Source organism: Polynucleobacter sp. MG-5-Ahmo-C2 (genome assembly GCF_018687735.1).
Classification (GTDB): domain Bacteria; phylum Pseudomonadota; class Gammaproteobacteria; order Burkholderiales; family Burkholderiaceae; genus Polynucleobacter.
In genome coordinates this window covers 1,610,545-1,631,940 of record NZ_CP061304.1, presented here as the reverse complement: position 1 = coordinate 1,631,940, position 21,396 = coordinate 1,610,545, and the positions used below count along the sequence as shown (strand labels likewise).

The window sequence follows — 21,396 nt, the reverse complement described above, 5'->3', positions numbered from 1 at the left end:
GCGCAGAGTCAATTGGGCAATCGCCGCTTCTTTATTGAGGGGGAGGAAAGTCCGGACTCCATAGGGAAGGGTGATGGCTAACGGCCATCCACGGTGACGTGAGGAATAGGGCCACAGAGACGAGCGTATTTAGTTACGGTGAAACGCGGTAACCTCCACCCGGAGCAATCCCAAGTAAGCAGGCGATGAGGCGTCCCGCTGAGTCTGCGGGTAGGGAGCTTGAGCCGTCAGGTAACTGCCGGCCTAGAGGAATGATTGCCCCTAGATGAAAGTCTAGGCGACAGAATCCGGCTTATCGATTGACTCTGCACTTATTCTGAAATGACTTCGATGCTGTAAGTTAATTCAGCTGTTTTTGCCAACATCGCGGTGGCAGAGCAATATTTTTCATGCGACAGTTTGACGGCTCGATCCACTTTGGCCTGGTCAAGATCCTTGCCTTTAACTATGAAGTGCAAATTGATCTTAGTGAAGACTTTGGGGTCTTCTGTAGCCCGTTCAGCCTGAAGGGTGACATCGCAGGCGCTAATAGCCTGACGAGCTCTTTGTAGGATTAAAACCACATCAAACGCAGAGCAACCCCCTGTACCAGCCAAAAGCAGCTCCATTGGCCGAGGAGCTAGATTTCTGCCTCCCGCCTCAGGGGCGCCATCCATATTTAACAAGTGACCACTGCCGGTTTCTGCAGAAAAAGCCATCCCGCTGTTACCTAGCCAAGATACTCGACATTCCATATTAGTGATTCCTAACTTACTAAATTAATCAATATTATCAATAGTTTACCAATATTAATAGACCTCTGGTAGGCAGCTATTTTGGTTTAAAAGCATCAAAAAATTGATTTCGGTCAATTTTCTTGCATCGCACCATAATTATCTATACAATAACCATATTGGTAGTCAGTCTTATAGAAGACTTTGACTTTCCTCCCAGTGTCTCCTCCACCCAAACATCGGTGGATTCCAACCCAGGACTAGTTCCTGGGTTTTTTTTGGGTTACAATTCAAGGCTTTACTGAATTACCGAACCAGTCAGCGGTAATTGTTTTACCAATTAGATTGCAGAATCTGCGAGCTTGCAAACATAAGCAGGGCCAAGGTGGACGTAGTTTGGTTGGAGTAATTTTTTGACTATAACAATTTGAGAAATCATGAAAACTTTTTCTGCAAAATCCCATGAGGTAGTGCATGAATGGTTCGTGATTGACGCTACGGACAAAGTCCTCGGTCGTGTCGCCAGTGAAGTGGCACACCGTCTACGCGGCAAACACAAGCCTGAATACACCCCACACGTTGATACTGGCGACTTTATTGTTGTCATTAATTCTTCTAAGCTGCGTGTCACAGGCACAAAAGGCTTGAACAAGATCTATTACCGTCACAGCGGATACCCAGGCGGTATTAGCTCGACCAACTTCGATAAGATGCAAGACCGTTTCCCAGGCCGTGCTTTGGAGAAGGCTGTGAAAGGTATGTTGCCAAAAGGCCCACTAGGCTATGCCATGATCAAGAAATTGAAAGTTTATGGCGACGCTACTCATCCGCATGCGGCTCAACAGCCAAAAGCGCTAGAGATTTAAGGAAACCAAATGGCTATTAATTACGGAAATTGGAATTACGGTACTGGTCGTCGCAAGAGTTCTGTGGCGCGTGTATTTATTAAATCTGGCAAAGGCGAAATCATTGTTAATGGTAAGCCTATCGATGCGTATTTTGCTCGTGAAACATCACGGATGATTGCTCGTCAGCCTTTGGCTCTTACAGCACACCTAACAACCTTTGATATTAAAGTGAACGTATCTGGTGGCGGTGAAACTGGCCAAGCTGGTGCGGTTCGTCACGGTGTGACTCGTGCATTGATCGACTACGACAACGCTTTGAAGCCAACTCTGTCTAAAGCAGGTTTGGTAACCCGCGATGCTCGTGAGGTTGAGCGTAAAAAAGTTGGTCTGCATGGCGCACGTCGTCGTAAGCAGTTCAGCAAGCGCTAATTCTTTCAGTCGCTTAAGTTTTATCGAAAGGGTCGCGCAAGCGGCCCTTTTTGTTTCTACAATCTAGGTTTTAAAGCAATAAAACTCATCAGTCGGTATTTTGGAGAATGGCATGATTAAAGTTGGCATCGTTGGTGGCACTGGATATACCGGAGTGGAGTTATTGCGTTTATTGGCGCAACATCCTGAGGTAAAAATTGTGGCTATTACATCTCGCACAGAAGCTGGTATGCCAGTTGCTGATATGTTTCCATCTTTGCGTGGGCGGGTTGATCTGAAATTTACAACTCCAGACGAAGCTAAATTAAACGAGTGTGATGTTGTGTTCTTTGCGACACCACATGGTGTTGCCATGGCGCAAGCAAAAGAATTGCTGGCTAACAATGTCAAGATCTTGGACCTTGCTGCAGACTTTAGATTGAAGGATGTCAAAGAGTTTGCCAACTGGTATGGCATGGAACATAGCTGCCCAGATATTTTGGCTGAAGCCGTTTATGGTTTGGCTGAAATTAATCGTGAAGCAATTAAAAAAGCACGTGTGGTGGGATTAGCTGGTTGCTACCCAACCTCAGTGCAGCTTGGTCTTGCACCACTACTCTCACCGAAATCTACAGGCGGAAAGCACTTGATCGATGGCACCCACATCATCTCTGATTCCAAATCAGGCACTTCTGGTGCTGGACGTAAGGCGGAGATTGGTACGCTGCTTTCAGAATCAAGCGATAACTTTAAGGCCTATGGCGTTAAAGGCCATCGTCACCTTCCGGAGATTGTGCAGGGCTTAAAGGCAATTGCTGGCCATGACGAAATTGGTCTGACATTTGTGCCACACCTAACCCCAATGATCAGGGGTATTCATTCAACTTTGTATGTACGTTTGACTGAGGCAGGCAAGGGCGTGGACTACCAAAATCTCTATGAAACCTTCTATAAAGATGAGCCTTTTGTGGATGTCATGCCCGCTGGCAGCCATCCAGAAACACGTTCTGTACGTGGTAGCAATGGCATTCGGATCGCTATTCATCGTCCTGGTGGCGGTGATACTTTGGTGATTTTGGTGGTGGAAGACAATTTAGTGAAAGGTGCTTCTGGCCAGGGCGTGCAGTGCATGAACCTCATGTTTGGCTTGCCTGAGACAACGGGTTTGACCCAGATTGCGGTTTCACCATAAAGACCCTTCAGCAAGCTAGGCATTAAAAGCCTAAAATAGGAAATCGCATTTTGAATTAGGAGTAAATCATGACTGAATTAGCTACGCAACCCGTACAAGATCTATCAGAGCCACCAACCCCTTTGGTGTTCACGGATAGTGCCGCTGCAAAAGTGGCAGACTTGATTGCTGAAGAAGGCAACCCTGAATTAAAACTGCGCGTGTTTGTTCAAGGTGGCGGTTGCTCTGGTTTTCAATACGGCTTCACATTTGATGACGCTGTGAATGAAGACGACACCTTGTTTGAAAAAAATGGCGTAACTCTTTTGGTTGACTCCATGAGCTTCCAATATTTAGTTGGCGCTGAGATTGATTACAAAGAAGATATCAACGGTTCGCAGTTTGTGATTAAGAATCCAAATGCTCAAACCACTTGCGGCTGCGGATCCTCTTTCTCTGCCTAAGTAATTAATAAATTACGCAGGATAGCAAGCACCTAGAATTCTAGGGCCCTTCGCTCCTGTAACGGCTGGCAAATTTGCTGGCCGTTTTTCTTTATGGGCCCACGCAAGCCATGCAAAAGCAAGACCTTCAACGAGTTGTGGGTCAATCCCAACAGCATCACTTGTGACAATTTCTAAAGGCACTGTAAAGAAGTGCTGCGCTTTAATTTTAAGTAAATTTATTAAGGCGTTATTTCTGGCGCCGCCTCCGCAGACAATTAGCTTCTGGGTTTGCGGGGCATGACGGACTAAAGCCTCTAGTGCCGAGTGAGCTGTTAGGTGTAAAAGTGTTGCTTGTACATCTTCAGCATGATGATTATCTCGGCCAATTTTCCCATGTAGCCAGTCAAGATGAAAATCGTCTCGCCCAGTGCTCTTGGGCGGAGATTTTCCAAAGAAAGGGTCAGCCAACATCTTTGTAAGTAATATTTCATTTGCTTCGCCTTGCAGTGCCCAGTTACCATTTTCATCAAATGCATTTCCTTGATGCTCACGTATCCAAGCATCCATCAACATATTTCCTGGGCCACAATCAAAGCCAGTCACTTCGCCATTCTTTGGAAGTAGCGTGAGATTGGCGATGCCGCCGATATTGAGTACTGCTAAATTTTCTGCTGAAGAAAATTGCTGCGCATGAAAGGCTGGGACCAAAGGCGCGCCATGACCACCTGCTGCGAGGTCGCGACTTCTAAAGTCAGCAATGACATCAATGCCAGACTTTTCTGCCAAGAGCGCTGGATTGAGAGTCTGATGGGTATAGGCCATATCCCCAAGGTGAGGTTGGTGGCGAATCGTTTGTCCATGGGCACCAATTGCAGCAATATCTGAGGCCTGCAAATCCACTTTTTTTAATAGCTGGTTCACTGCCTCTGCATAGGCCATGGCTAAGGCGTTCCCTGCTTGCTTCTCCCGGTGGAGCTCATTGCTACCGGGGCTTTGAAGCTCAAACAGGGTTTTACGTAACTCTGGACTAAAAGGGGTAATGAAGGCTGCTTGGATGCTCGTTTCTCCGTTGGATTCGATCTTGGCTAGAACGGCATCGATCCCATCTAGGCTGGTTCCAGACATGAGGCCAATGTAGAGGGAATGCAGTTTGTTCATCTAGTTCTCAGGAATGCGACAATTATGCTTAACAATTTAAATACTAAATCACTGTATCAGCATCCGAATCAGTATGACGGCTAAACCAGAACAAAAATATCCTTTGACCCCTGAAGTCTTTGAGGCCCTTGAAGTCACCAAGCGTGGCTGTGATGAGCTATTGGTTGAGGCCGATTGGGTCCAGAAGTTGGCTCGTAGCCAGGCTACCAAGATCCCACTCAGAATTAAGTTGGGGTTAGATCCTACTGCGCCAGATATTCATTTGGGCCATACGGTTGTTTTAAATAAATTACGTCAACTACAAGATTTAGGGCATACAGTCATTTTCTTGATTGGTGACTTCACCAGTATGATTGGCGATCCATCTGGACGTAATGCTACTCGCCCACCATTGTCTGCGGAAGAGATCGCGGTCAATGCAGAAACTTACTATCGTCAGGCAAGCATGGTGCTTGATCCTGCGAAGACAGAGGTACGTTACAACAGTGAATGGTGTGATCCATTAGGCGCACGCGGCATGATCCAGTTGGCTGCCAAACATACAGTTGCTCGCATGCTAGAGCGTGATGACTTTACTAAGCGCTATCGCAACGGTGTACCTATTTCTATTCATGAATTTTTGTATCCATTAATACAGGGTTACGACTCTGTCGCACTCAAGAGTGATTTAGAGCTTGGCGGTACTGACCAAAAATTTAATCTCTTGGTTGGACGTGAACTCCAGCGTGAATATGGACAAGAGCCTCAGTGTATTTTGACGATGCCTCTCTTGGTTGGGCTGGATGGCGTTGAGAAGATGAGTAAGTCTAAAGGTAATTACATTGGCATTAGCGAACCTGCTGGAGAGATGTTCGGAAAACTCCTGAGTATCTCTGATGACTTGATGTGGGATTACTTCACATTATTGTCGTTTAGACCAATGTCAGAAATTGATTTGATGAAACAAGAAGTTGCTACTGGTCGTAATCCAAAAGACTGCAAAGTGCTTCTCGCACAAGAAATCGTGGCGCGTTTTCATTCTCAGGCTGCGGCAGAAAAGGCATTAGAAGACTTTAATCATCGCGCTAAGGGCGGTTTACCTGACGATATTCCGGAAGTAAATCTCACTGGCACCCCTATGGCGATTGCAAATCTATTAAAGGCTGCAGGACTGGCGCCATCTACTTCAGAAGCCAATCGTAATATTGAGCAAGGTGGGGTGAAGATTGACGGCGCAACGGTTGCTGATAAGCAGTTAAAGATTGAGGCTGGAACTTATGTTGTGCAGGTAGGCAAACGCAAGTTTGCGAAAGTGACACTAGCTTAAATATCTAGGCTAGCGCTGCCGCTGGGCGGCGTTAAGCCAAAGTGCTCATAGGCCTGACGTGTCGCTACTCGGCCACGCGAGGTTCTCTGTAAGTAGCCTTGCTGAATCAGATAGGGCTCTAGCACATCTTCAATGGTGTCCCGCTCTTCACCAATCGCAGCAGCCAAGTTATCAATCCCAACGGGACCACCATCAAATTTGTGCAAGATGGCTTCAAGCAATTTTCTGTCCATCACATCAAAGCCGCTTGGATCAACATCTAGCATCTTCAATGCAGCATCAGCCATTGCCTTCGTAATCGTTCCTGTACCTTTTACTTCTGCATAGTCTCTGACACGGCGTAGTAAACGATTTGCAATACGTGGAGTGCCGCGTGCACGCTTGGCGATTTCTACCGAGCCCTCTGGATCAATGTCTGCTTTGAGCAGGCTCGCTGAGCGATTAATGATCTTGGTGAGTTCTTCAGTGGTGTAGAACTCAAGCCTTGCCACAATACCAAAGCGGTCGCGTAATGGGTTGGTGAGCATGCCAGCACGGGTCGTTGCACCAATTAAAGTAAAAGGCTTCAGATCAATTTTGACACTGCGTGCGGCAGGGCCTTCACCAATCATGATGTCTAGACTGTAATCTTCTAACGCAGGGTAAAGGATTTCTTCGACGATTGGGGAGAGGCGATGAATCTCATCAATGAAGAGCACATCATTTGCCTCTAAATTGGTGAGCAAAGCTGCAAGGTCTCCCGGTCTATCCAATACGGGACCACTGGTTTGACGTAAGTTGACGCCAAGCTCTCTAGCAATGATGTGGGCTAGGGTAGTTTTGCCAAGACCTGGAGGCCCAAATAAGAGGACATGATCCAATGCTTCTTGACGCGCTCTCGTAGCGCTAATAAATATTTCTAGCTGGGCGCGAGCTTTGGTTTGACCAACATACTCATCAAGTTGTTTTGGACGAAGCGCTCTTTCAAAAACGGCCTCAGTGTTTCCCGCGGCACCGCTCACAATACGATCACTGCCCTCTGGGAGATCTTCGGGAATAGAGCTGAGGTCGTCTGTATGAATTGCCATGCTGCCAGTTTAGTGGGGTTTAGCTTGTCAGGTCTTAGATAAATATTTTAAGCCGATCCGAATGCCGTCGGAAACTGAGGTGTCTGGGGGGATCTGCTTAAGTGCCAAGAGCGCTTCTTTTTCTGAGTAGCCTAAAGCTAGGAGCGCTTGCAAGACTTCGCTATTGGCATCCAATGCCTGAGGTTTGCCAGCAGTAATGCCAAGGTCCGGGGCTAGTTTTCCTTTGAGCTCAAGACACAGACGCTCAGCAGTTTTTTTACCAATACCGGGTACTTGAGTGAGGCGCCCCGCCTCTTGAAGGGCAATTGCTTGAGCTAGCTCATTAACACTCATGCCAGATAGAACTGCTAATGCGGTTCTTGAACCAACACCGCTAATTTTAATAAGCTGCCTAAATGCTTCCCGCTCGGTTTCAGTGGCGAAGCCAAAAAGTTGTTGTGCATCTTCACGCACCTGAAAGTGGGTAAGAAGCGTAATTTTTTGACCTGCTTGGGGTAATTGATACAAGGTGCTCATCGGCACATCTACTTCATAGCCAATACCCTGGCAGTCAACCAATAGGCGGGGCGGATGAACTGAAACGAGGATTCCTTGAATGCGACCAATCATATAAAGATACTAACCTGTAATGTATTTAGACAATTTTTATTTACTACGTTTTTTAGGGGTCAAAGCTGCAGTAATTGCGGGCGGAATTTGTGCATGATGCGCAGCGCAGATTGCAACTCCTAAGGCATCAGAAGCATCTGGCCCTGGGGCGCGATTGAGTTTGAGTAAGCGCTTCACCATCTCTTGAACTTGTGGTTTGGCAGCCCGGCCCGTCCCCACAATGGATTGCTTTACTCTTAAGGCGCTGTATTCAGCAACAGGCAGTTTTGCAGATACTAGCGCTGCAATCACGGCACCCCTAGCCTGACCAAGCATCAGAGTTGATCGCGGATTGACATTCAAGAAAACTTCTTCAATCGCAGCAGATTGAGGTTTGTAGGTATCCAATACTTCTTTAACGCCAGCAAAGAGTACCCCAAGTCGCTCCGGCAATCCTTTGGCTGGATCGCCGCTCTCAATTGTGCCTGAAGCTACATAAGTGAGTTTTTGACCATCAACATCAATCACGCCAAAGCCAGTAGTGCGTAAACCAGGGTCGATTCCTATCCAGCGCATGGGAGCTAAATTCTTCCTAATCTTTGCTTGCTTAGTGACGGAAGTGACGTGTGCCAGTAAAGATCATAGCGATACCGTGCTCATTGGCTGCGGCAATAATTTCATCATCGCGCATACTGCCGCCTGGCTGAATAGCGCAGCTTGCACCACCATTCACTACAACATCTAAGCCATCGCGAAATGGGAAGAAGGCATCGCTCGCTACTGCTGAGCCCTTAAGGCTTAGACCTGCGTTTTCCGCTTTAATGCTTGCTATGCGTGCAGAGTCAACGCGACTCATTTGGCCGGCGCCAATTCCAAGGGTCATGCCATTGGCGCAATATACGATCGCATTGGATTTGACGAACTTAGCAACGCGCCAAGCGAACATCATATCGTTCAGCTCACTTGGAGTAGGCTGTCTTTGACTCACAACGCGCATTTCATTTTGAAGAACATTTTTAGCATCTGGAGATTGCACTAATAAGCCCCCACCAACGCGTTTGAAATCAAAGTGATTGAATGCGGTGCCTAGCGGGATCTCTAGTAGACGTACATTGTGTTTTACAGCAAAGATTGCCTTTGCCTCATCGCTAAAACAAGGGGCAATAAGCACTTCTACAAATTGCTTGGAGATGGCTTCAGCAGTAATGCCATCACACGGTACATTAAATGCAATGATTCCACCAAAGGCTGAACTTGGATCAGTTTTGAAGGCCTTTTGGTAAGCTTCGAGTGGAGTGGCACCAACGGCTACGCCACAAGGATTGGCATGCTTGATGATGACGCAGGCTGCCGCGCCACCAGTATTGCCTGTGAAGCTTTTAACGCACTCCCAGGCTGAGTCAGCGTCAGCAATGTTGTTATATGAAAGCTCTTTGCCTTGCAATTGCTTGTAGTTGGCAAGCGCGCCATCCACTGGGTGAATATCTTTATAGAAAGCTGCAGATTGGTGTGGGTTCTCGCCGTAACGCATCTCTTGAACCTTCTCAAAGGCAAGGTGTAGTGTTTCCGGATAAGCAGACCGTCCTTTGTGATCTAAATCATCACCCAACGCAGAAAGATAGTTAGCAATTGCACCATCGTATTGTGCGGTGTGTGCAAATACTTTCTTGGCTAAAGCTAAATTCGTTTTATAAGAAACCACATTCTGATTGGCTTTCATCTCAGCCAAGACGGAAGCGTAATCATCAGGAGAGATTAGGACGGTTACATCTTGATGATTTTTTGCTGCAGCACGCAACATGGCTGGTCCACCGATATCAATGTTTTCTACTGCATCTTCAAATAAACATGCTTCGTTGGCAACAGTTTCATTGAATGGGTACAGATTAATGACCAACATATCAATGGTATCGATACCGTGCTCTTTAAGGGCTGCCATGTGATCAGGAAAGTCTCTGCGTGCCAGTAGTCCACCATGCACCATTGGGTGCAGCGTCTTAACGCGTCCATCCAACATCTCCGGAAACTTAGTCAAAGAAGATACCTCTACTACTGGCAGATTATTTTCAGCCAACAGTTTTGCTGTTCCGCCGGTAGAAATTAACTGAATGCCCTGCTCATGGAGAGCTTTAGCAAAAGGCACGATGCCATTTTTATCAGAAACGGAAAGGAGGGCTGTACGGATCATATTTTCAGATGGGTCTTAATAGTAAATTGTGTAGCAAAGTTTTATTTATTTCAGCAGCTGGTGTTCAACGAGCTTTTTATGTAAGGTATTGCGGTTGATGCCAAGGTATTGCGCAGCCAAAGATTGGTTTTGTTTTGCATGCTGCATCACGAGCTCTAGCATCGGCTTTTCAACTACAGCCAGAACCATTTGGTAGATATCAGTCGGGGGCGTACCCTTGAGATCACTCAAATAGCTTTGTAACTGTGTTTCAATGCATTCTGTAATAGGGTGTTTATTGGTCATATATTAAATAAATACTAAAAACGAAAATAACTAGGCTGTGGTTAAGCCGCTTCTAAAAAAAGTAAACGATCCGAATGGGATTTCATCTCATCAAAATAATCATTGACCATCTGTAATTGAGTTCTGCAATCATCGGCAGTATTCATACGCTGGCGAAATGCATGCGAATCACGCAAACCTTTGCAATACCAGCCAATGTGCTTACGCGCTGTGCGTAAGCCAATGTGATCACCATAAAACTCATAGTGATCAAGCAGGTGCGCATTCATAATCGCCTGAATCTCATTAATTTCAGGAGTTGGTAACTTACCACCAGTCTCTAAGTAATGATTGATTTCACGGAAGATCCAGGGGCGACCTTGGGCGGCGCGTCCAATCATGATGGCATCTGCACCAGTGATCTTGAGAACGGCTTCTGCTTTTTCTGGGCTGTGAATATCCCCATTGGCAACGACTGGAATAGCTACACTATTTTTTACAGCAGTAATCGTTTCATATTCTGCTTCGCCGTGATACAGATCTGCTCTAGTCCGACCATGAACAGTCAGCATAGAAATTCCAGATCGCTCTGCCAGACGTGCAATCTCGATTGCATTTTTATGCTCTCGATCCCAGCCCGTACGAATTTTTAAAGTAACTGGTACGGCATCTGGTCCAATACCAACAGCTTTAACCACGGCTTCCAAAATTTGCTGCACTAAGGGTTCATCACGTAATAAGGCTGAACCTGCGGCTACATTGCAAACTTTTTTGGCTGGGCAGCCCATATTGATATCAATAATCTGCGCGCCATGATCCACATTAATTTTTGCTGCTGCAGCCATCATAGCGGGGTCTGCGCCTGCAATTTGCACGGCAATGGGTTTGAATTCGCCGACATGGTTGGCGCGACGCTGCGTCTTTTCACTTTTCCAAAGCAAGGCATTGGAAGCCACCATTTCTGAGACGGCATAACCTGCACCTAATTGCTTGCAAAGCTGTCGAAATGGACGATCAGTAACCCCGGCCATAGGAGCAACAAATAGTCTGTTAGCGAGGAGGTGGGGGCCGATCTTCATTTATTGGGCTTGGTGTGAGCAGCGTCTTGCGGAAAGCATGACACTTTAGCACAAAGAGGCCTTAATCTGCCTAAAAATTAGGCAGATTAACTAATGCAGATCAATTTAGGTTTGCTTAACGCTAGGAGGCTATCTGAGCCCTTTAGCGCCTGCCAAACATCATCTGGCGAGCTAAGGCAGTCTTCACTGGTGGAAGCCACTGTAGGGCTGATAAAGCCAAACCTCGAGCCATAACAACAGGGACCAAATGGGAGGTAAACACTCTGGCCATGAAGTCTGTTAGTCCAATAGTTGTGGTGCGATCTGCTTTGCGACTTGCCGCATAACTTACTAATGCGTTGTGAACAGCTGCTGGAGTATGGCTTTCTGTTGATCCTGAAAATACCCCAACTAATTTTTCAGCAAGCAAAAAAGCATCACGTAATCCCAAATTCAATCCCTGTCCCGCAACGGGGTGCAAAGTTTGTGCAGCGTTGCCAATCCACACTGCGTTTTCTTTGATGATTTCTTTGCGGTAGTTCAGGCCAAGTTCATATAGGCGACGATCTTGAATTTTTAGAAAGCGCCCAATGCGTGAACCAAATTCTTTTTGTAATGATTCCAGAAAGTCATCATCACCTAATTGCAAGCGATGCCGTGAGGACTCTGGCGATCCACACCATACAAGATTCAAAATATTGGGACCATAGTGACTGGGAAGTACTGCTAGTGGACCTTCAGAGGTAAAGCGCTCCCAGGCCTGATAGAGCGCCGCATTTTCTACTTCAACCAAACCCACTAGGGCGGATTGTCCATAGTCTCGGCCCGACTCAACCCAATCTTGCTTCTTAAACAATCCACCCTCTGCATGCACAATGCATCCAGCATTGATATTTACCTGGGTATCTTCTTTGCTAAGGTGCTGCCACTCAAAATGAGGACTGGTACTTTGTATTTTTCTTAATGTCTGGCGTAGTGTGATGTGAATATCACGATAGCGGATGATGTGACCCAAAGCATCTTGATTGAGCTCTTCGCGCGTCATGACTGCACGACCAAAGCGACCTGCTTGTGAAACATGTACGCGGTGAATATCAGTATATTCAGTAGGCCATGCATGAATTGTGTCGAGTAGTAGCTTGCTGCCATGTGAAAGAGCGATACCGCGACTATCGGCCGCCATTAGATCAACATCTTCTTTTGGGTTTCGATCAATGAGAATAAGTTTTGCATCTGGAAATTTTTGTAAAGTCCAAGCGGCGCAAGCAAGTCCAACTGGCCCGCCTCCATGAATCAAGATGTCACAACTAGATGCGTTCATCATTAGATTTAGGCGTTCTTCATGATTGCTTCGATTTCATCGGCATTCACAGGAACTCCACGAGAAATCAGTTCACAGCCAGAATCATTAATGACTGCATCATCCTCAATCCGGATGCCAATATTCCAAAAGGCTGCATCTATATCATCGGCAGGTCTTATGTAAAGACCGGGTTCAATGGTGATGACCATATCTCTTTTGAGGATGCGCCAAGGTTTTTCTTCTTGAAGGGAATTTTCAGTGTGCTCACGATAAGAGCCAACATCATGCACATCCATGCCTAGCCAATGGGAAGTGCGGTGCATATAGAAACGACGATACGCACCAGTCTCAATGGCATTCTCAAGCGAACCCAATTCTGAAAGCTTCAGAAGATTTTCATCCAGCAGTCCTTGAGTCAGCACAGTGAGTGCCGCTTCATGAGGTTGCATAAACGTGTTGCCTGGCCTAGCCATGGCAATTGCCGCTTCTTGTGCGGCGAGCGTAATGTCATAGAGGGCTCGCTGAGGACCTGTAAATTTTCCATTGACGGGAAAAGTGCGGGTGATATCCGATGCATATCCATCTAGTTCGCAGCCTGCATCAATTAAGCAGAGTTCACCATTGCGTAACTCAGTTGAGCCGGCCCGGTAGTGCAAGATGCAAGAGTTTGCGCCACCAGCAACGATACTGTTATAGGCAACACTTTGGGCACCGCTATTGCGAAACTCATGGAGTAATTCTGCTTCAAGTTGGTACTCGCGCATACCCGGTCTGCATATTTGCATAGCTCGAATATGAGCACGCGCAGAAATGGCTGCAGCACGGCGCATGATGTCGATCTCATGCTCATCCTTAAAGAGACGCATCTCGTGAATAAGTGCTTCTACATCATGGAATTCAGAAGGTGGATTAATGCCAGAGCGTCCTTGTCCACGAACTTGCTTCATCCAGTGACGTAAACGACGATCCGCTTCAGCGCTTTCAGCTAGACGAATATAAATCGCATCTTGATTAGCGAGTAATTCACCGAGTTTATGATCGAGTTCTTGATTGCTGTGTGCGTATTCAATTCCAAGCGTTGTTGGCGCTGCCTCCGGTCCGAGACGAATGCCATCCCAAATTTCACGCTCAGGATCTTTGGGTCTGCAAAATAAATGGGATTGAACTTGATGAGTCTTATCGCCACCCTTGACCTCAATTACCAAGCTTGCCCCCGGCTCCTCAAAGCCAGTCAAGTAAAAGAAATCGCTGTCATGGCGATAGGGAAATTCGCTATCACGATTGCGGGCTAATTCAGGCGCAGTTGAGATGACAGCAATACCACCACCAGTTTTGGTATAGATGAGTTTCGCCAGTGCATTTCTGCGTTCTTGGTAGATAGTCTTATTCATAAGCTACATTGAGCTCTTGCAATCGTTGTGGGGTCCCTACATCGTGCCATGGACCGATATATTTTTCACCAAACACTTTATTTTGCTCCATTGCCACCCTCAGCAGAGGCGCTAGTTTGGCTGGTACATCTATTTCTAGGTCTTTAAAAAGGTCTTTATGGTAAATACCGATCCCTGAAAAAGTGAGCTTCTCTGCTTCCGCCGACCCATGATTGCTAACTACGGAGTCTTTGAGAAAAAAGTCACCTTCTGGGTGTTGAGCAGGGTTTGGAACCATTAAAAGGTAGGCCAAAGGTCTATTGGGTTTGCTGCGGAGTCTAGAGACAATTTCTAAGATCTTTGCGATTGGCAGATTTGGGCTGAATACATCCCCATTCATGACTAAAAAATAGTCATCGGGCGTAAGTAAGGGGAGTGCCTTGCGAATGCCGCCGGCAGTTTCAAGAGCAGTGATTTCAGGTGAGTACTGGATGTTTAAGCCAAAGTGATGACCATTCCCCAGGCTCTCTTCGATCTTTTCGCCGAGCCATGCATGGTTGATAACAACATTTTGAATCTCTGTTTTAGAGATAGCCTCAAGGTGCCATGCTAATAAGGATTTATTTTGAATTGTTAGCATGGGTTTGGGCAAGCTATCAGTGAGTGGTCGCATACGCTCACCCCTGCCAGCAGCAAGAAGAAAACAAGGAAGAGAGCTATTCATGTCTATCGTACTTTCCTAGTCATTCTTCATTTGGGCGGGTTGACTCCAAAATGCGCGCTAGTGGCTTCAATTCAATGTATCGATTGGCAGTGGCAATGGCATATTTCAATACTAAAGGGATATCTTTCAGGTAACCATCTTTGCCGTCGCGGTGAAAAAGTCTTGCAAAAATGCCTAGAACCTTCAAGTGACGCTGTAGTCCCATCCACTCGAAATCACGATAGAACTGACCAAAGTCGTCTGGCATTGGAAGACCGGCCTTACGACCCTCTTCCCAGAATTTAATCACCCAGTCAATCACACGCTCTTCAGGCCAGGCTATATATGCATCGCGCCACAAAGAGGCGGCATCGTAAGTAATGGGACCATAAACTGCATCTTGAAAGTCAATCACACCAGGATTATTTTTTTCGCCCACCATTAAATTGCGCGAATGGTAATCGCGATGAACATAAACTTTTGCTTGCGTGAGGTTATTTTCAATAATGAATTCAAAAGACTGATTGAGTTGGGCTTGCTGTTGAGCGTTTAATTGAATATGGAGATGTTTCTTCAAATACCATTCAGGAAATAAATCTAACTCGCGTTTTAGTAACACTTCATCGTAGCTTGGTAGTACATTAGGTTTACTCGCCAATTGCATCTGCACTAAGGCATGAGTTGCATCTTGGTACAGATGATCTGCGCTTTCGGGAGTTAGCTCTGCAAGATAGGTTTTAGTACCCAAATCATTTAATAAAAGAAAGCCCTCGACAATATTTTTTTCGAGTATTTTTGGAACGTTTAGACCTGCATCAGACAGCAATAAATCGACTTTGATAAAAGCATCTAAAGGCTCATATTGGGGCGGCGCATCCATCACAATCAGGGTCCCAAAATCGGGGTTTTTGGACTCAATACGGAAATAGCGTCTAAAGCTGGCATCTGCTGAGGCCGGGGTCAAGGTGTGGAGATCTAATTGCCAGCTAGGCTGCAGGGCTTTTAGCCAACTGCGGAGGGTGTTTAAGCGAGAGTCAGTCATGGTCGATTCGTATAATAAGGCTGGTCTGGATCCATGAGTCATTATCGCCGTCGCGCCGGCCTTTGCGCCCCTCTTTTTTTGGCTATAACCCCGCGCGTAATCATGGGGGTGATATTGCTTCAATTCGCGCTCCCAATTCAGGCGCAGGCACCCGCTCCATTGCCCCCACTTTCACAGTCCAACACCAATACTGTTTTGTTACCAGATCGTGGCAATGTCACTATTTTAAAGTTGGATGATCAGCTGCGTGTAGGTAAGCCAATTGAGGATGGTAAAGCGCTGACCTTTACATCTAGTGATTCAATCGATGGCGTTGTAGAGCGTGATATGCATTTAAAAGGTCGCGCGCAAATTCGTCGTAATGGCGCAGTCCTCAAGGCCGATGAAATCACTTACAACCCAGATACTGATATTGCAGATTTGCTTGGTAATGCTGAGCTCTCAAAAGGGAACGTTACTTTCAAGGGCCCTAAAGGGCAATTTAAAGTTGATGCGCGTGAAGGCGCGATGGAGACTCCCACTTATGATCTGCGAGATAGTCGCGGAAGCGGCAAGGCAAAAAAATTAACAGTTGAGAGCCCAGATGTTTTTGTCTTTGATAAGGCAACCTACACCACTTGCACTCCGGAAAACATGGATTGGTATTTTACGGCGAGCACTTTAGAAATTGATAACGAGCAGAAGGAGATGGCCGGTACGCATGGCGTTATGCGATTCTTTGATGTGCCGATTGCTTATGTTCCTTATTTCACTGCGCCAACGGGCGGCCAGCGCCGCACAGGCCTTTTAGCTCCAGTTGCAGGGTACAACTCAAACAATGGTCTAGATATTACGCAGCCATATTATGTGAATATTGCGCCTAATCGTGACTTGTTGTTGTTACCTCGTTATATGAATCATCGTGGCACGATGTTGGGAGCCCAATACCGTTTTTTAGACAGTAAAGATTCTGGAACAGTGATGGGCGAGTTTCTGCCGTACGATAAACAGACTGGAACGGATCGATGGAAGTACGATTGGCAGCAGCGTCAAATTTTCAGTGGCGGAGTTGGGCCTGGTGGCGCTCCTTTGCCCGGCGCATGGTCAGGATATGCAAACGTTGCTAGGGTTTCAGATAATCTATATCCGACACAATTCTCGCAAAGTATTGCAGGAGCGGTAACCAATCAGTTTCGACAAGAAGTTGGAACTACCAAGGGCCTTACGGGAAGTTTAAGTAATTGGAATGTATCAGCAAGAGCGTTAACGTTTCAAACCCTTCAGCCTGATCCTGCTGTCACAGTGCAGGCGCCTTATAACGTTTTGCCGAATATTACTGCAGCCTATAACAATCGCTTGACTCCAACAGCCTCAGATGCGAGCGGCAAATATGTCACCTTACCCACAGGCCCTGCTACTTCATTTTCTACAGATTTCACGCGATTTGCATACAACATTCAAGGGCATCTAGCCGCTACTGCCCCTGGCGTATATAGCCAAGCGGATAGAACAGTAGTCAAGGGTGCCATGTCTCTTCCGCAGGTGACACCTGGTTATTACATCACCCCTAAGGTGAGTTTTCAATCCAATAACTACAACGCCACTCCATTTAATAATGTTGGCGCATTACCAGCGCAGGGTTTCACTATTCCAACATTTAGTTTGGATTCTGGTTTGGCATTCGAACGAGATGCGGCTGAGCTCAAAGGTTTCTTTGGGCGTGATATGTTGCTTACTATGGAGCCAAGAGCTTTTTATGTGTATACGCCATATCAAAGTCAGGCTCAGACCCCAATTTTCGATACGGCGGATGCGGGCTTCGGCGTATCCCAAATCTTTGCTGAAAACACATACATTGGTAATGACCGTATTGCCGATAGAAATGCAGCAACGATAGGTATGACTAGTAGGATGATTGAGGCAAATACTGGTGCTGAGCGAGCTAATATAACGCTGGCACAACAACAGCAATTCACCGGCCAAAAAGTTGGTTTAAATGGCAACGTCGTAAACCCTACGACCTATTCTGATACTTTGGGCTCTGGTTCTGTCCGTTTACTTGGAAATTTCAGTGCTGATGTGTTTGGTCAGTACAACACACAGCTCAATCGCTTTGTTCAGACAACTGTAGGCGGCAGTTGGCGTCCCACCCCCGGCCGAAGCCTCAATTTTGGCTGGCGTAACGTCTGGTCACCTCCGGTTGAGGCATCCTTACAAAATAATCAGGCCTATGTCCCCTCTGCGACCACAACCGATCAGTACAATATCTCTGGTCAATGGCCTCTGACCCGAGAAGTATCGGTATTGGGGCGCTGGGGCTACGATGCGTTGACTACTAGAACCTTGAATACTCTGGTTGGTTTGGAGTGGACACGAGATTGCTGGACCTTCCGCGGTGCGTACTCTCAGATGCTAAATACCTCAGTGATTACTACCACTCAAGTACTCTTCCAAATAGAATTTAGGGGTTTTGCTAGCGCTGGTAGCAACCCAGTTGATATCATGAAGTTAAATGTGCCTGGATATATGCCGACTTCAAAGATTATTCCACCTTCAATATATGAGAACTATCAATGATGCTTCGTAGGAATCGCCTGAAACAGATCCTAACTACTGCCCTTGTTTTGGGGGCAACTTCTTTTGCAGGCATTGCAAGTTCTCAAGACCCTTCCAAAGGCGGCATTACAGCAGATAGCAAGATTCGGAATATCGATGGCGTCGCTGCAGTGGTGAACACGGGTTATGTAACCCGCAAAGAAATTGATGACCGAATTACGACCCTTCAAAAGCAGGGGGTCAAACTACCAGAGGGCGCTAACTTACGAAAACTAATTTTAGATCGTTTAATTATTGAAAAAATTCAATTACAAAATGCCGAGCAAGAAGGCATGGTGGTAACCAATAAAGAGTTGGACAAAATTATTGGGGATATTGCTGCTAAAAATAAATTAAGTTACGCTGAGTTCAAAGCAAAAGTAATTACCACTGGAATGTCATTTGAGCGCTACAAAGAGACCTTGCGAGATGACATTGTTGTTAGTCGCTTTCGCGAGCGTTCTGTAGAGACGAAAATCAAGATTTCTGATGCGGAAATAGACAATTTCATTTCTGATCGCATGCGTGCTATGGCTGGTGACGCCCAACGTTCTGCTCCTCCAGTGAAGGGTGGACCTGAAGAGATTGCTGTTGCGCAGATTTTTATTCCAGCGGATGCTGGAGCTGGGTCACAGGCTGAGGCAAAGAAGCAAGCAGAAGCTCTGTTACGTGATGCAAGAGGTGATGCGGATTTTTTACAACTCGGCGCTGCTGCTGCAAAAGAAAACCCCAAAATTAAATTTCAAGAATTGGGGTATCGCACTCCAGATCGCCTGCCACAATTATTCTATGAGGCTATCCGAAATACTGGTAGCGGCCAAGTTGCTAACGCTGTTGTTAAGAGCCCTGCGGGATATCACGTTCTAAAAGTATTGGATCGTCGCGCAATCAGTGCGGCTCCCGCACAGCAGCAGTCTACAACGCAAGAGCCTGCGTCAACAGCGCCTCAAAATATTCCCATTACACAGACAATGGCGCGCCATATTTTGTTGAAAAATAGACCGGGTCTGACTGATCAAGACGCTGAGAGACGTTTACAGGGATATCGCGATCAAGTGCGCGCTAAGACAGCAGATTTTGGTGACTTAGCTAAAAAATTCTCTGAAGACGGGTCAGCCCCAAATGGTGGGAATCTAGGCTGGATGGGGCCTGGTGATTTGGTGCCTGAATTTGAGCAGGCAATGAATCGACTCCAAATTGGAGAAGTGAGCAATCCAGTTAAATCTGAATTTGGTTGGCACTTAATTCAGGTGCTTGAGCGTCGTGAAGCGCAACTGACGGTAGAAAAGCAGCGCGAGTTTGCTCGTGCAGCTATCCGCGAAAGAAAATTTGAACAAGCCTATCAGGATTGGCTGCGTGAGCTACGAGATACTGCAACAGTCAAAATCTTGAATGTGGATGATGCAGCCAGCGCCGCACCTCGTTAAATTAGTAATCACCACTGGCGATCCAGCCGGTGTGGGGCCTGAAGTTTCTCTTGCTGCCGCAAAAGATTTTTTGGGCGAACAAGCTCATTCGCAGATTACCTTATTGGGCGATGCCAGCTTATTTAAAGATTCTTCAGGTAAAACAGCAAATTTATTCGATCGCTTGAAAATAGATTCAGTCCCGCTTGTATCGCCTGCCTTGCCGGGGGTACTTAATCCAGCAAATGCTCAATATGTCTTTAATCTTTTAGATCAAGCAACCGACGCTTGTATTCGTGGGGATTTTGATGGAATGGTTACTGCGCCCGTTCAAAAGAGTGTAATGAATATTGCGGGCATTCCTTTTACTGGCCATACAGAATATTTAGCACAACGTTGCAGCAGAAACCATGTTGTCATGATGCTATGTGCCCCCTTGCCACTTGGTTTCTTAGGTATTAAATCTCGGAAGGATTTAAGGGTTGCTTTGGCAAGTACACACATGCCATTGAAAGATGTTTCAGCCTACTTAAGTTATGAACTCTTGCTTGAAACGATTCAGATAGTAAACCAAGACCTAAAAGAAAAATTCGGCATAACTAGGCCGAGAATACGTGTTGCTGGCCTTAATCCCCATGCTGGAGAGGCTGGGTATTTGGGGGGCGAAGAGATTGAGGTGATTGCGCCTGCGATTGAGTCAGCTAAACAGCAGGGGATAGCAGTTTCTGGGCCATATCCCGGGGATACTATGTTTGATGCCCATTCGCTTGAGGAGGTTGATGCATTTATAGCCATGTATCACGATCAAGGATTAGCGCCATTCAAATTTGTGACATTTGGTGGTGGCGTGAACGTCACTTTAGGTTTGCCAATTATTCGCACCTCGGTTGATCATGGCACTGCTTTGGATATTGCCGGAAAAGGAATTGCTGATTCTGGCAGCATGTTGGAAGCCTTGCGTTTGGCTTATGAGCTTGCTTTAAATACAAGAACTCAAGCTAAGTAATGCATCGCGCACGTAAACGTTTTGGCCAAAATTTTTTGCAGGACGATGGGATTATTTATTCCATCATAGCCTTAATTAATCCCGGCCCTGATATGCATGTCATCGAGATTGGACCAGGTCTTGGTGCTTTAACCAGACCTTTACTCAGAAATCTTGATCAACTTGACCTGCTCGAAATTGATCGTGATTTGGTTGCTTATTGGAATCAGCAAAACCTTGAGAACTTGAAAGTCATTGAGGGTGATGCCCTTAAATTCGATTTCTTAGAATGGGCTCGAGACCGCTCTGGCAAAAAAGGTTTTTGTAAAGTGGTGGGCAATTTACCTTATAACATTTCTTCGCCACTCCTATTCCATCTTGTTGCGGCGGCTACAGAAATTGATGAGCAGATATTTATGCTGCAAGCTGAAGTCGTTGAGCGAATGGTGGCAAAAGCAGGAAGCACTGATTTCAGTAGATTATCAGTAATGCTTCAAGCGCGTTACGATATGGAGCTTGTGCTTGAAGTGCCTCCCGAGGCTTTTGATCCACAGCCAAAGGTGAACTCTGCTGTAGTGCGCATGATTCCACGCAAGAACTTCAGCCTGAGTAATGCTCAGTGGCGCGCCCTAGAGCAGCTGGTGGCAGCTGCCTTCTCCCAAAGAAGAAAAATGTTACGCACCAACTTACAAGTTTTTGCAGAGAGGCTAAATTTGACTGAACTTGAACTTAAGGCGCGGGCTCAAGATATATCAGTTGATCGCTATATTGAGTGGGCTAAAGTTTTAGCTGCTTAAC

Annotated in this window: 21 protein-coding genes and 1 other RNA gene; 10 read left to right on the top strand and 12 right to left on the bottom strand. The window is 46.3% G+C overall.

Going from position 1 to position 21,396, the window contains the following annotated elements; all coding sequences use genetic code 11:
* Window positions 1-4: 4 nt before the first annotated feature.
* Window positions 5-311, top strand: an RNA gene (gene rnpB, locus C2740_RS08340) — RNase P RNA component class A.
* Here the strand turns inward: rnpB and C2740_RS08335 are convergent.
* Window positions 312-734 (bottom strand): OsmC family protein, encoded by a 423-nt coding sequence (locus C2740_RS08335; RefSeq protein WP_215293164.1) that lies wholly within the window; start codon window positions 732-734, stop codon window positions 312-314.
* A 416-nt stretch (window positions 735-1,150) separates the two neighbouring features.
* On the opposite strand from C2740_RS08335, the gene rplM reads away from it, so the two are divergent.
* The 4 genes from rplM to erpA all read left to right on the top strand — a co-directional run bounded on the left by rplM (window position 1,151) and on the right by erpA (window position 3,604).
* Window positions 1,151-1,579, top strand: a complete 429-nt coding sequence (gene rplM / locus C2740_RS08330) for a 50S ribosomal protein L13 (protein ID WP_215293162.1) — start codon at window positions 1,151-1,153, stop codon at window positions 1,577-1,579.
* Between the two features lie 9 nt (window positions 1,580-1,588).
* A complete protein-coding gene (rpsI, locus tag C2740_RS08325; protein WP_071466175.1) occupies window positions 1,589-1,990 on the top strand; it encodes a 30S ribosomal protein S9 in 402 nt (133 codons plus the stop codon).
* 112 nt (window positions 1,991-2,102) lie between these two features.
* Window positions 2,103-3,161, top strand: a complete 1,059-nt coding sequence (gene argC / locus C2740_RS08320; RefSeq protein ID WP_215293160.1) for an N-acetyl-gamma-glutamyl-phosphate reductase — start codon at window positions 2,103-2,105, stop codon at window positions 3,159-3,161.
* A 68-nt stretch (window positions 3,162-3,229) separates the two neighbouring features.
* A complete protein-coding gene (gene erpA / locus C2740_RS08315) occupies window positions 3,230-3,604 on the top strand; it encodes an iron-sulfur cluster insertion protein ErpA (protein WP_215293158.1) in 375 nt (124 codons plus the stop codon).
* A 12-nt stretch (window positions 3,605-3,616) separates the two neighbouring features.
* Here erpA and C2740_RS08310 read toward each other — a convergent pair whose 3' ends face one another.
* Window positions 3,617-4,744: an anhydro-N-acetylmuramic acid kinase gene (locus tag C2740_RS08310; protein WP_215293156.1), complete on the bottom strand. Its 1,128-nt coding sequence runs from the start codon at window positions 4,742-4,744 to the stop codon at window positions 3,617-3,619.
* 73 nt (window positions 4,745-4,817) lie between these two features.
* On the opposite strand from C2740_RS08310, the gene tyrS reads away from it, so the two are divergent.
* Complete coding sequence (gene tyrS, locus C2740_RS08305; RefSeq protein ID WP_215293154.1) at window positions 4,818-6,050, top strand: tyrosine--tRNA ligase; 1,233 nt, start codon at window positions 4,818-4,820, stop codon at window positions 6,048-6,050.
* Here tyrS and ruvB read toward each other — a convergent pair.
* The 10 genes from ruvB to C2740_RS08255 all read right to left on the bottom strand — a co-directional run bounded on the left by ruvB (window position 6,047) and on the right by C2740_RS08255 (window position 15,633).
* Complete coding sequence (ruvB, locus tag C2740_RS08300; RefSeq protein WP_215293152.1) at window positions 6,047-7,117, bottom strand: Holliday junction branch migration DNA helicase RuvB; 1,071 nt, start codon at window positions 7,115-7,117, stop codon at window positions 6,047-6,049. The genes tyrS and ruvB overlap by 4 nt on opposite strands.
* Window positions 7,118-7,144: 27 nt before the next feature.
* Entirely contained in the window at window positions 7,145-7,726 is a 582-nt protein-coding gene (ruvA, locus tag C2740_RS08295; protein WP_215293150.1) for a Holliday junction branch migration protein RuvA, read from the bottom strand.
* A gap of 36 nt (window positions 7,727-7,762) precedes the next feature.
* Window positions 7,763-8,281 carry a crossover junction endodeoxyribonuclease RuvC gene (gene ruvC, locus C2740_RS08290; RefSeq protein WP_215293148.1) on the bottom strand — a complete coding sequence of 173 codons (519 nt, stop codon included), beginning with the start codon at window positions 8,279-8,281 and terminating at the stop codon, window positions 7,763-7,765.
* 31 nt (window positions 8,282-8,312) lie between these two features.
* On the bottom strand, window positions 8,313-9,893 hold the full coding sequence (gene purH / locus C2740_RS08285) for a bifunctional phosphoribosylaminoimidazolecarboxamide formyltransferase/IMP cyclohydrolase (protein WP_215293146.1): 1,581 nt from the start codon (window positions 9,891-9,893) through the stop codon (window positions 8,313-8,315).
* A 45-nt stretch (window positions 9,894-9,938) separates the two neighbouring features.
* Complete coding sequence (locus tag C2740_RS08280) at window positions 9,939-10,178, bottom strand: helix-turn-helix domain-containing protein (RefSeq protein ID WP_215293144.1); 240 nt, start codon at window positions 10,176-10,178, stop codon at window positions 9,939-9,941.
* 41 nt (window positions 10,179-10,219) lie between these two features.
* Window positions 10,220-11,236: a tRNA dihydrouridine synthase DusB gene (gene dusB, locus C2740_RS08275; RefSeq protein WP_215293142.1), complete on the bottom strand. Its 1,017-nt coding sequence runs from the start codon at window positions 11,234-11,236 to the stop codon at window positions 10,220-10,222.
* A 142-nt stretch (window positions 11,237-11,378) separates the two neighbouring features.
* Complete coding sequence (locus C2740_RS08270) at window positions 11,379-12,539, bottom strand: FAD-dependent monooxygenase (RefSeq protein ID WP_251369633.1); 1,161 nt, start codon at window positions 12,537-12,539, stop codon at window positions 11,379-11,381.
* 5 nt (window positions 12,540-12,544) lie between these two features.
* On the bottom strand, window positions 12,545-13,909 hold the full coding sequence (locus C2740_RS08265) for an aminopeptidase P N-terminal domain-containing protein (protein WP_215293140.1): 1,365 nt from the start codon (window positions 13,907-13,909) through the stop codon (window positions 12,545-12,547).
* A complete protein-coding gene (murU, locus tag C2740_RS08260; RefSeq protein WP_215293138.1) occupies window positions 13,902-14,612 on the bottom strand; it encodes an N-acetylmuramate alpha-1-phosphate uridylyltransferase MurU in 711 nt (236 codons plus the stop codon). The genes C2740_RS08265 and murU overlap by 8 nt, the downstream gene beginning before the upstream one ends.
* A gap of 19 nt (window positions 14,613-14,631) precedes the next feature.
* A complete protein-coding gene (locus C2740_RS08255; protein WP_215293136.1) occupies window positions 14,632-15,633 on the bottom strand; it encodes an aminoglycoside phosphotransferase family protein in 1,002 nt (333 codons plus the stop codon).
* Window positions 15,634-15,666: 33 nt separating this feature from the next.
* Here C2740_RS08255 and C2740_RS08250 point away from each other — a divergent pair, with 33 nt between their 5' ends.
* Genes C2740_RS08250 through rsmA form a run of 4 tightly spaced genes read left to right on the top strand, consistent with a single transcriptional unit; the run spans window position 15,667 to window position 21,395 of the window.
* Window positions 15,667-18,189 (top strand): LPS-assembly protein LptD, encoded by a 2,523-nt coding sequence (locus C2740_RS08250; RefSeq protein ID WP_215293134.1) that lies wholly within the window; start codon window positions 15,667-15,669, stop codon window positions 18,187-18,189.
* On the top strand, window positions 18,186-19,634 hold the full coding sequence (locus C2740_RS08245) for a peptidylprolyl isomerase (RefSeq protein ID WP_251369632.1): 1,449 nt from the start codon (window positions 18,186-18,188) through the stop codon (window positions 19,632-19,634). Before C2740_RS08250 ends, C2740_RS08245 begins: the two co-directional genes overlap by 4 nt.
* A complete protein-coding gene (pdxA, locus tag C2740_RS08240; RefSeq protein ID WP_215294364.1) occupies window positions 19,606-20,619 on the top strand; it encodes a 4-hydroxythreonine-4-phosphate dehydrogenase PdxA in 1,014 nt (337 codons plus the stop codon). The genes C2740_RS08245 and pdxA overlap by 29 nt, the downstream gene beginning before the upstream one ends.
* Window positions 20,619-21,395, top strand: coding sequence for a 16S rRNA (adenine(1518)-N(6)/adenine(1519)-N(6))-dimethyltransferase RsmA (gene rsmA / locus C2740_RS08235; protein ID WP_215293125.1), 777 nt, complete (start codon window positions 20,619-20,621; stop codon window positions 21,393-21,395). Before pdxA ends, rsmA begins: the two co-directional genes overlap by 1 nt.
* Window position 21,396: the final 1 nt, after the last annotated feature.

Coding starts and splice junctions, on each gene's coding strand:
- C2740_RS08255 (WP_215293136.1), bottom strand. CDS start 15,633: ATGACTGACTCTCGCTTAAACACCCTCCGCAGTTGGCTAAAAGCCCTG.
- ruvA (WP_215293150.1), bottom strand. CDS start 7,726: ATGATTGGTCGCATTCAAGGAATCCTCGTTTCAGTTCATCCGCCCCGC.
- purH (WP_215293146.1), bottom strand. CDS start 9,893: ATGATCCGTACAGCCCTCCTTTCCGTTTCTGATAAAAATGGCATCGTG.
- C2740_RS08245 (WP_251369632.1), top strand. CDS start 18,186: ATGATGCTTCGTAGGAATCGCCTGAAACAGATCCTAACTACTGCCCTT.
- tyrS (WP_215293154.1), top strand. CDS start 4,818: ATGACGGCTAAACCAGAACAAAAATATCCTTTGACCCCTGAAGTCTTT.
- C2740_RS08310 (WP_215293156.1), bottom strand. CDS start 4,744: ATGAACAAACTGCATTCCCTCTACATTGGCCTCATGTCTGGAACCAGC.
- C2740_RS08270 (WP_251369633.1), bottom strand. CDS start 12,539: ATGATGAACGCATCTAGTTGTGACATCTTGATTCATGGAGGCGGGCCA.
- rsmA (WP_215293125.1), top strand. CDS start 20,619: ATGCATCGCGCACGTAAACGTTTTGGCCAAAATTTTTTGCAGGACGAT.
- ruvB (WP_215293152.1), bottom strand. CDS start 7,117: ATGGCAATTCATACAGACGACCTCAGCTCTATTCCCGAAGATCTCCCA.
- rplM (WP_215293162.1), top strand. CDS start 1,151: ATGAAAACTTTTTCTGCAAAATCCCATGAGGTAGTGCATGAATGGTTC.
- dusB (WP_215293142.1), bottom strand. CDS start 11,236: ATGAAGATCGGCCCCCACCTCCTCGCTAACAGACTATTTGTTGCTCCT.
- C2740_RS08335 (WP_215293164.1), bottom strand. CDS start 734: ATGGAATGTCGAGTATCTTGGCTAGGTAACAGCGGGATGGCTTTTTCT.
- ruvC (WP_215293148.1), bottom strand. CDS start 8,281: ATGCGCTGGATAGGAATCGACCCTGGTTTACGCACTACTGGCTTTGGC.
- argC (WP_215293160.1), top strand. CDS start 2,103: ATGATTAAAGTTGGCATCGTTGGTGGCACTGGATATACCGGAGTGGAG.
- rpsI (WP_071466175.1), top strand. CDS start 1,589: ATGGCTATTAATTACGGAAATTGGAATTACGGTACTGGTCGTCGCAAG.
- C2740_RS08280 (WP_215293144.1), bottom strand. CDS start 10,178: ATGACCAATAAACACCCTATTACAGAATGCATTGAAACACAGTTACAA.
- C2740_RS08250 (WP_215293134.1), top strand. CDS start 15,667: ATGAGTCATTATCGCCGTCGCGCCGGCCTTTGCGCCCCTCTTTTTTTG.
- murU (WP_215293138.1), bottom strand. CDS start 14,612: ATGAATAGCTCTCTTCCTTGTTTTCTTCTTGCTGCTGGCAGGGGTGAG.
- pdxA (WP_215294364.1), top strand. CDS start 19,606: ATGATGCAGCCAGCGCCGCACCTCGTTAAATTAGTAATCACCACTGGC.
- erpA (WP_215293158.1), top strand. CDS start 3,230: ATGACTGAATTAGCTACGCAACCCGTACAAGATCTATCAGAGCCACCA.
- C2740_RS08265 (WP_215293140.1), bottom strand. CDS start 13,909: ATGAATAAGACTATCTACCAAGAACGCAGAAATGCACTGGCGAAACTC.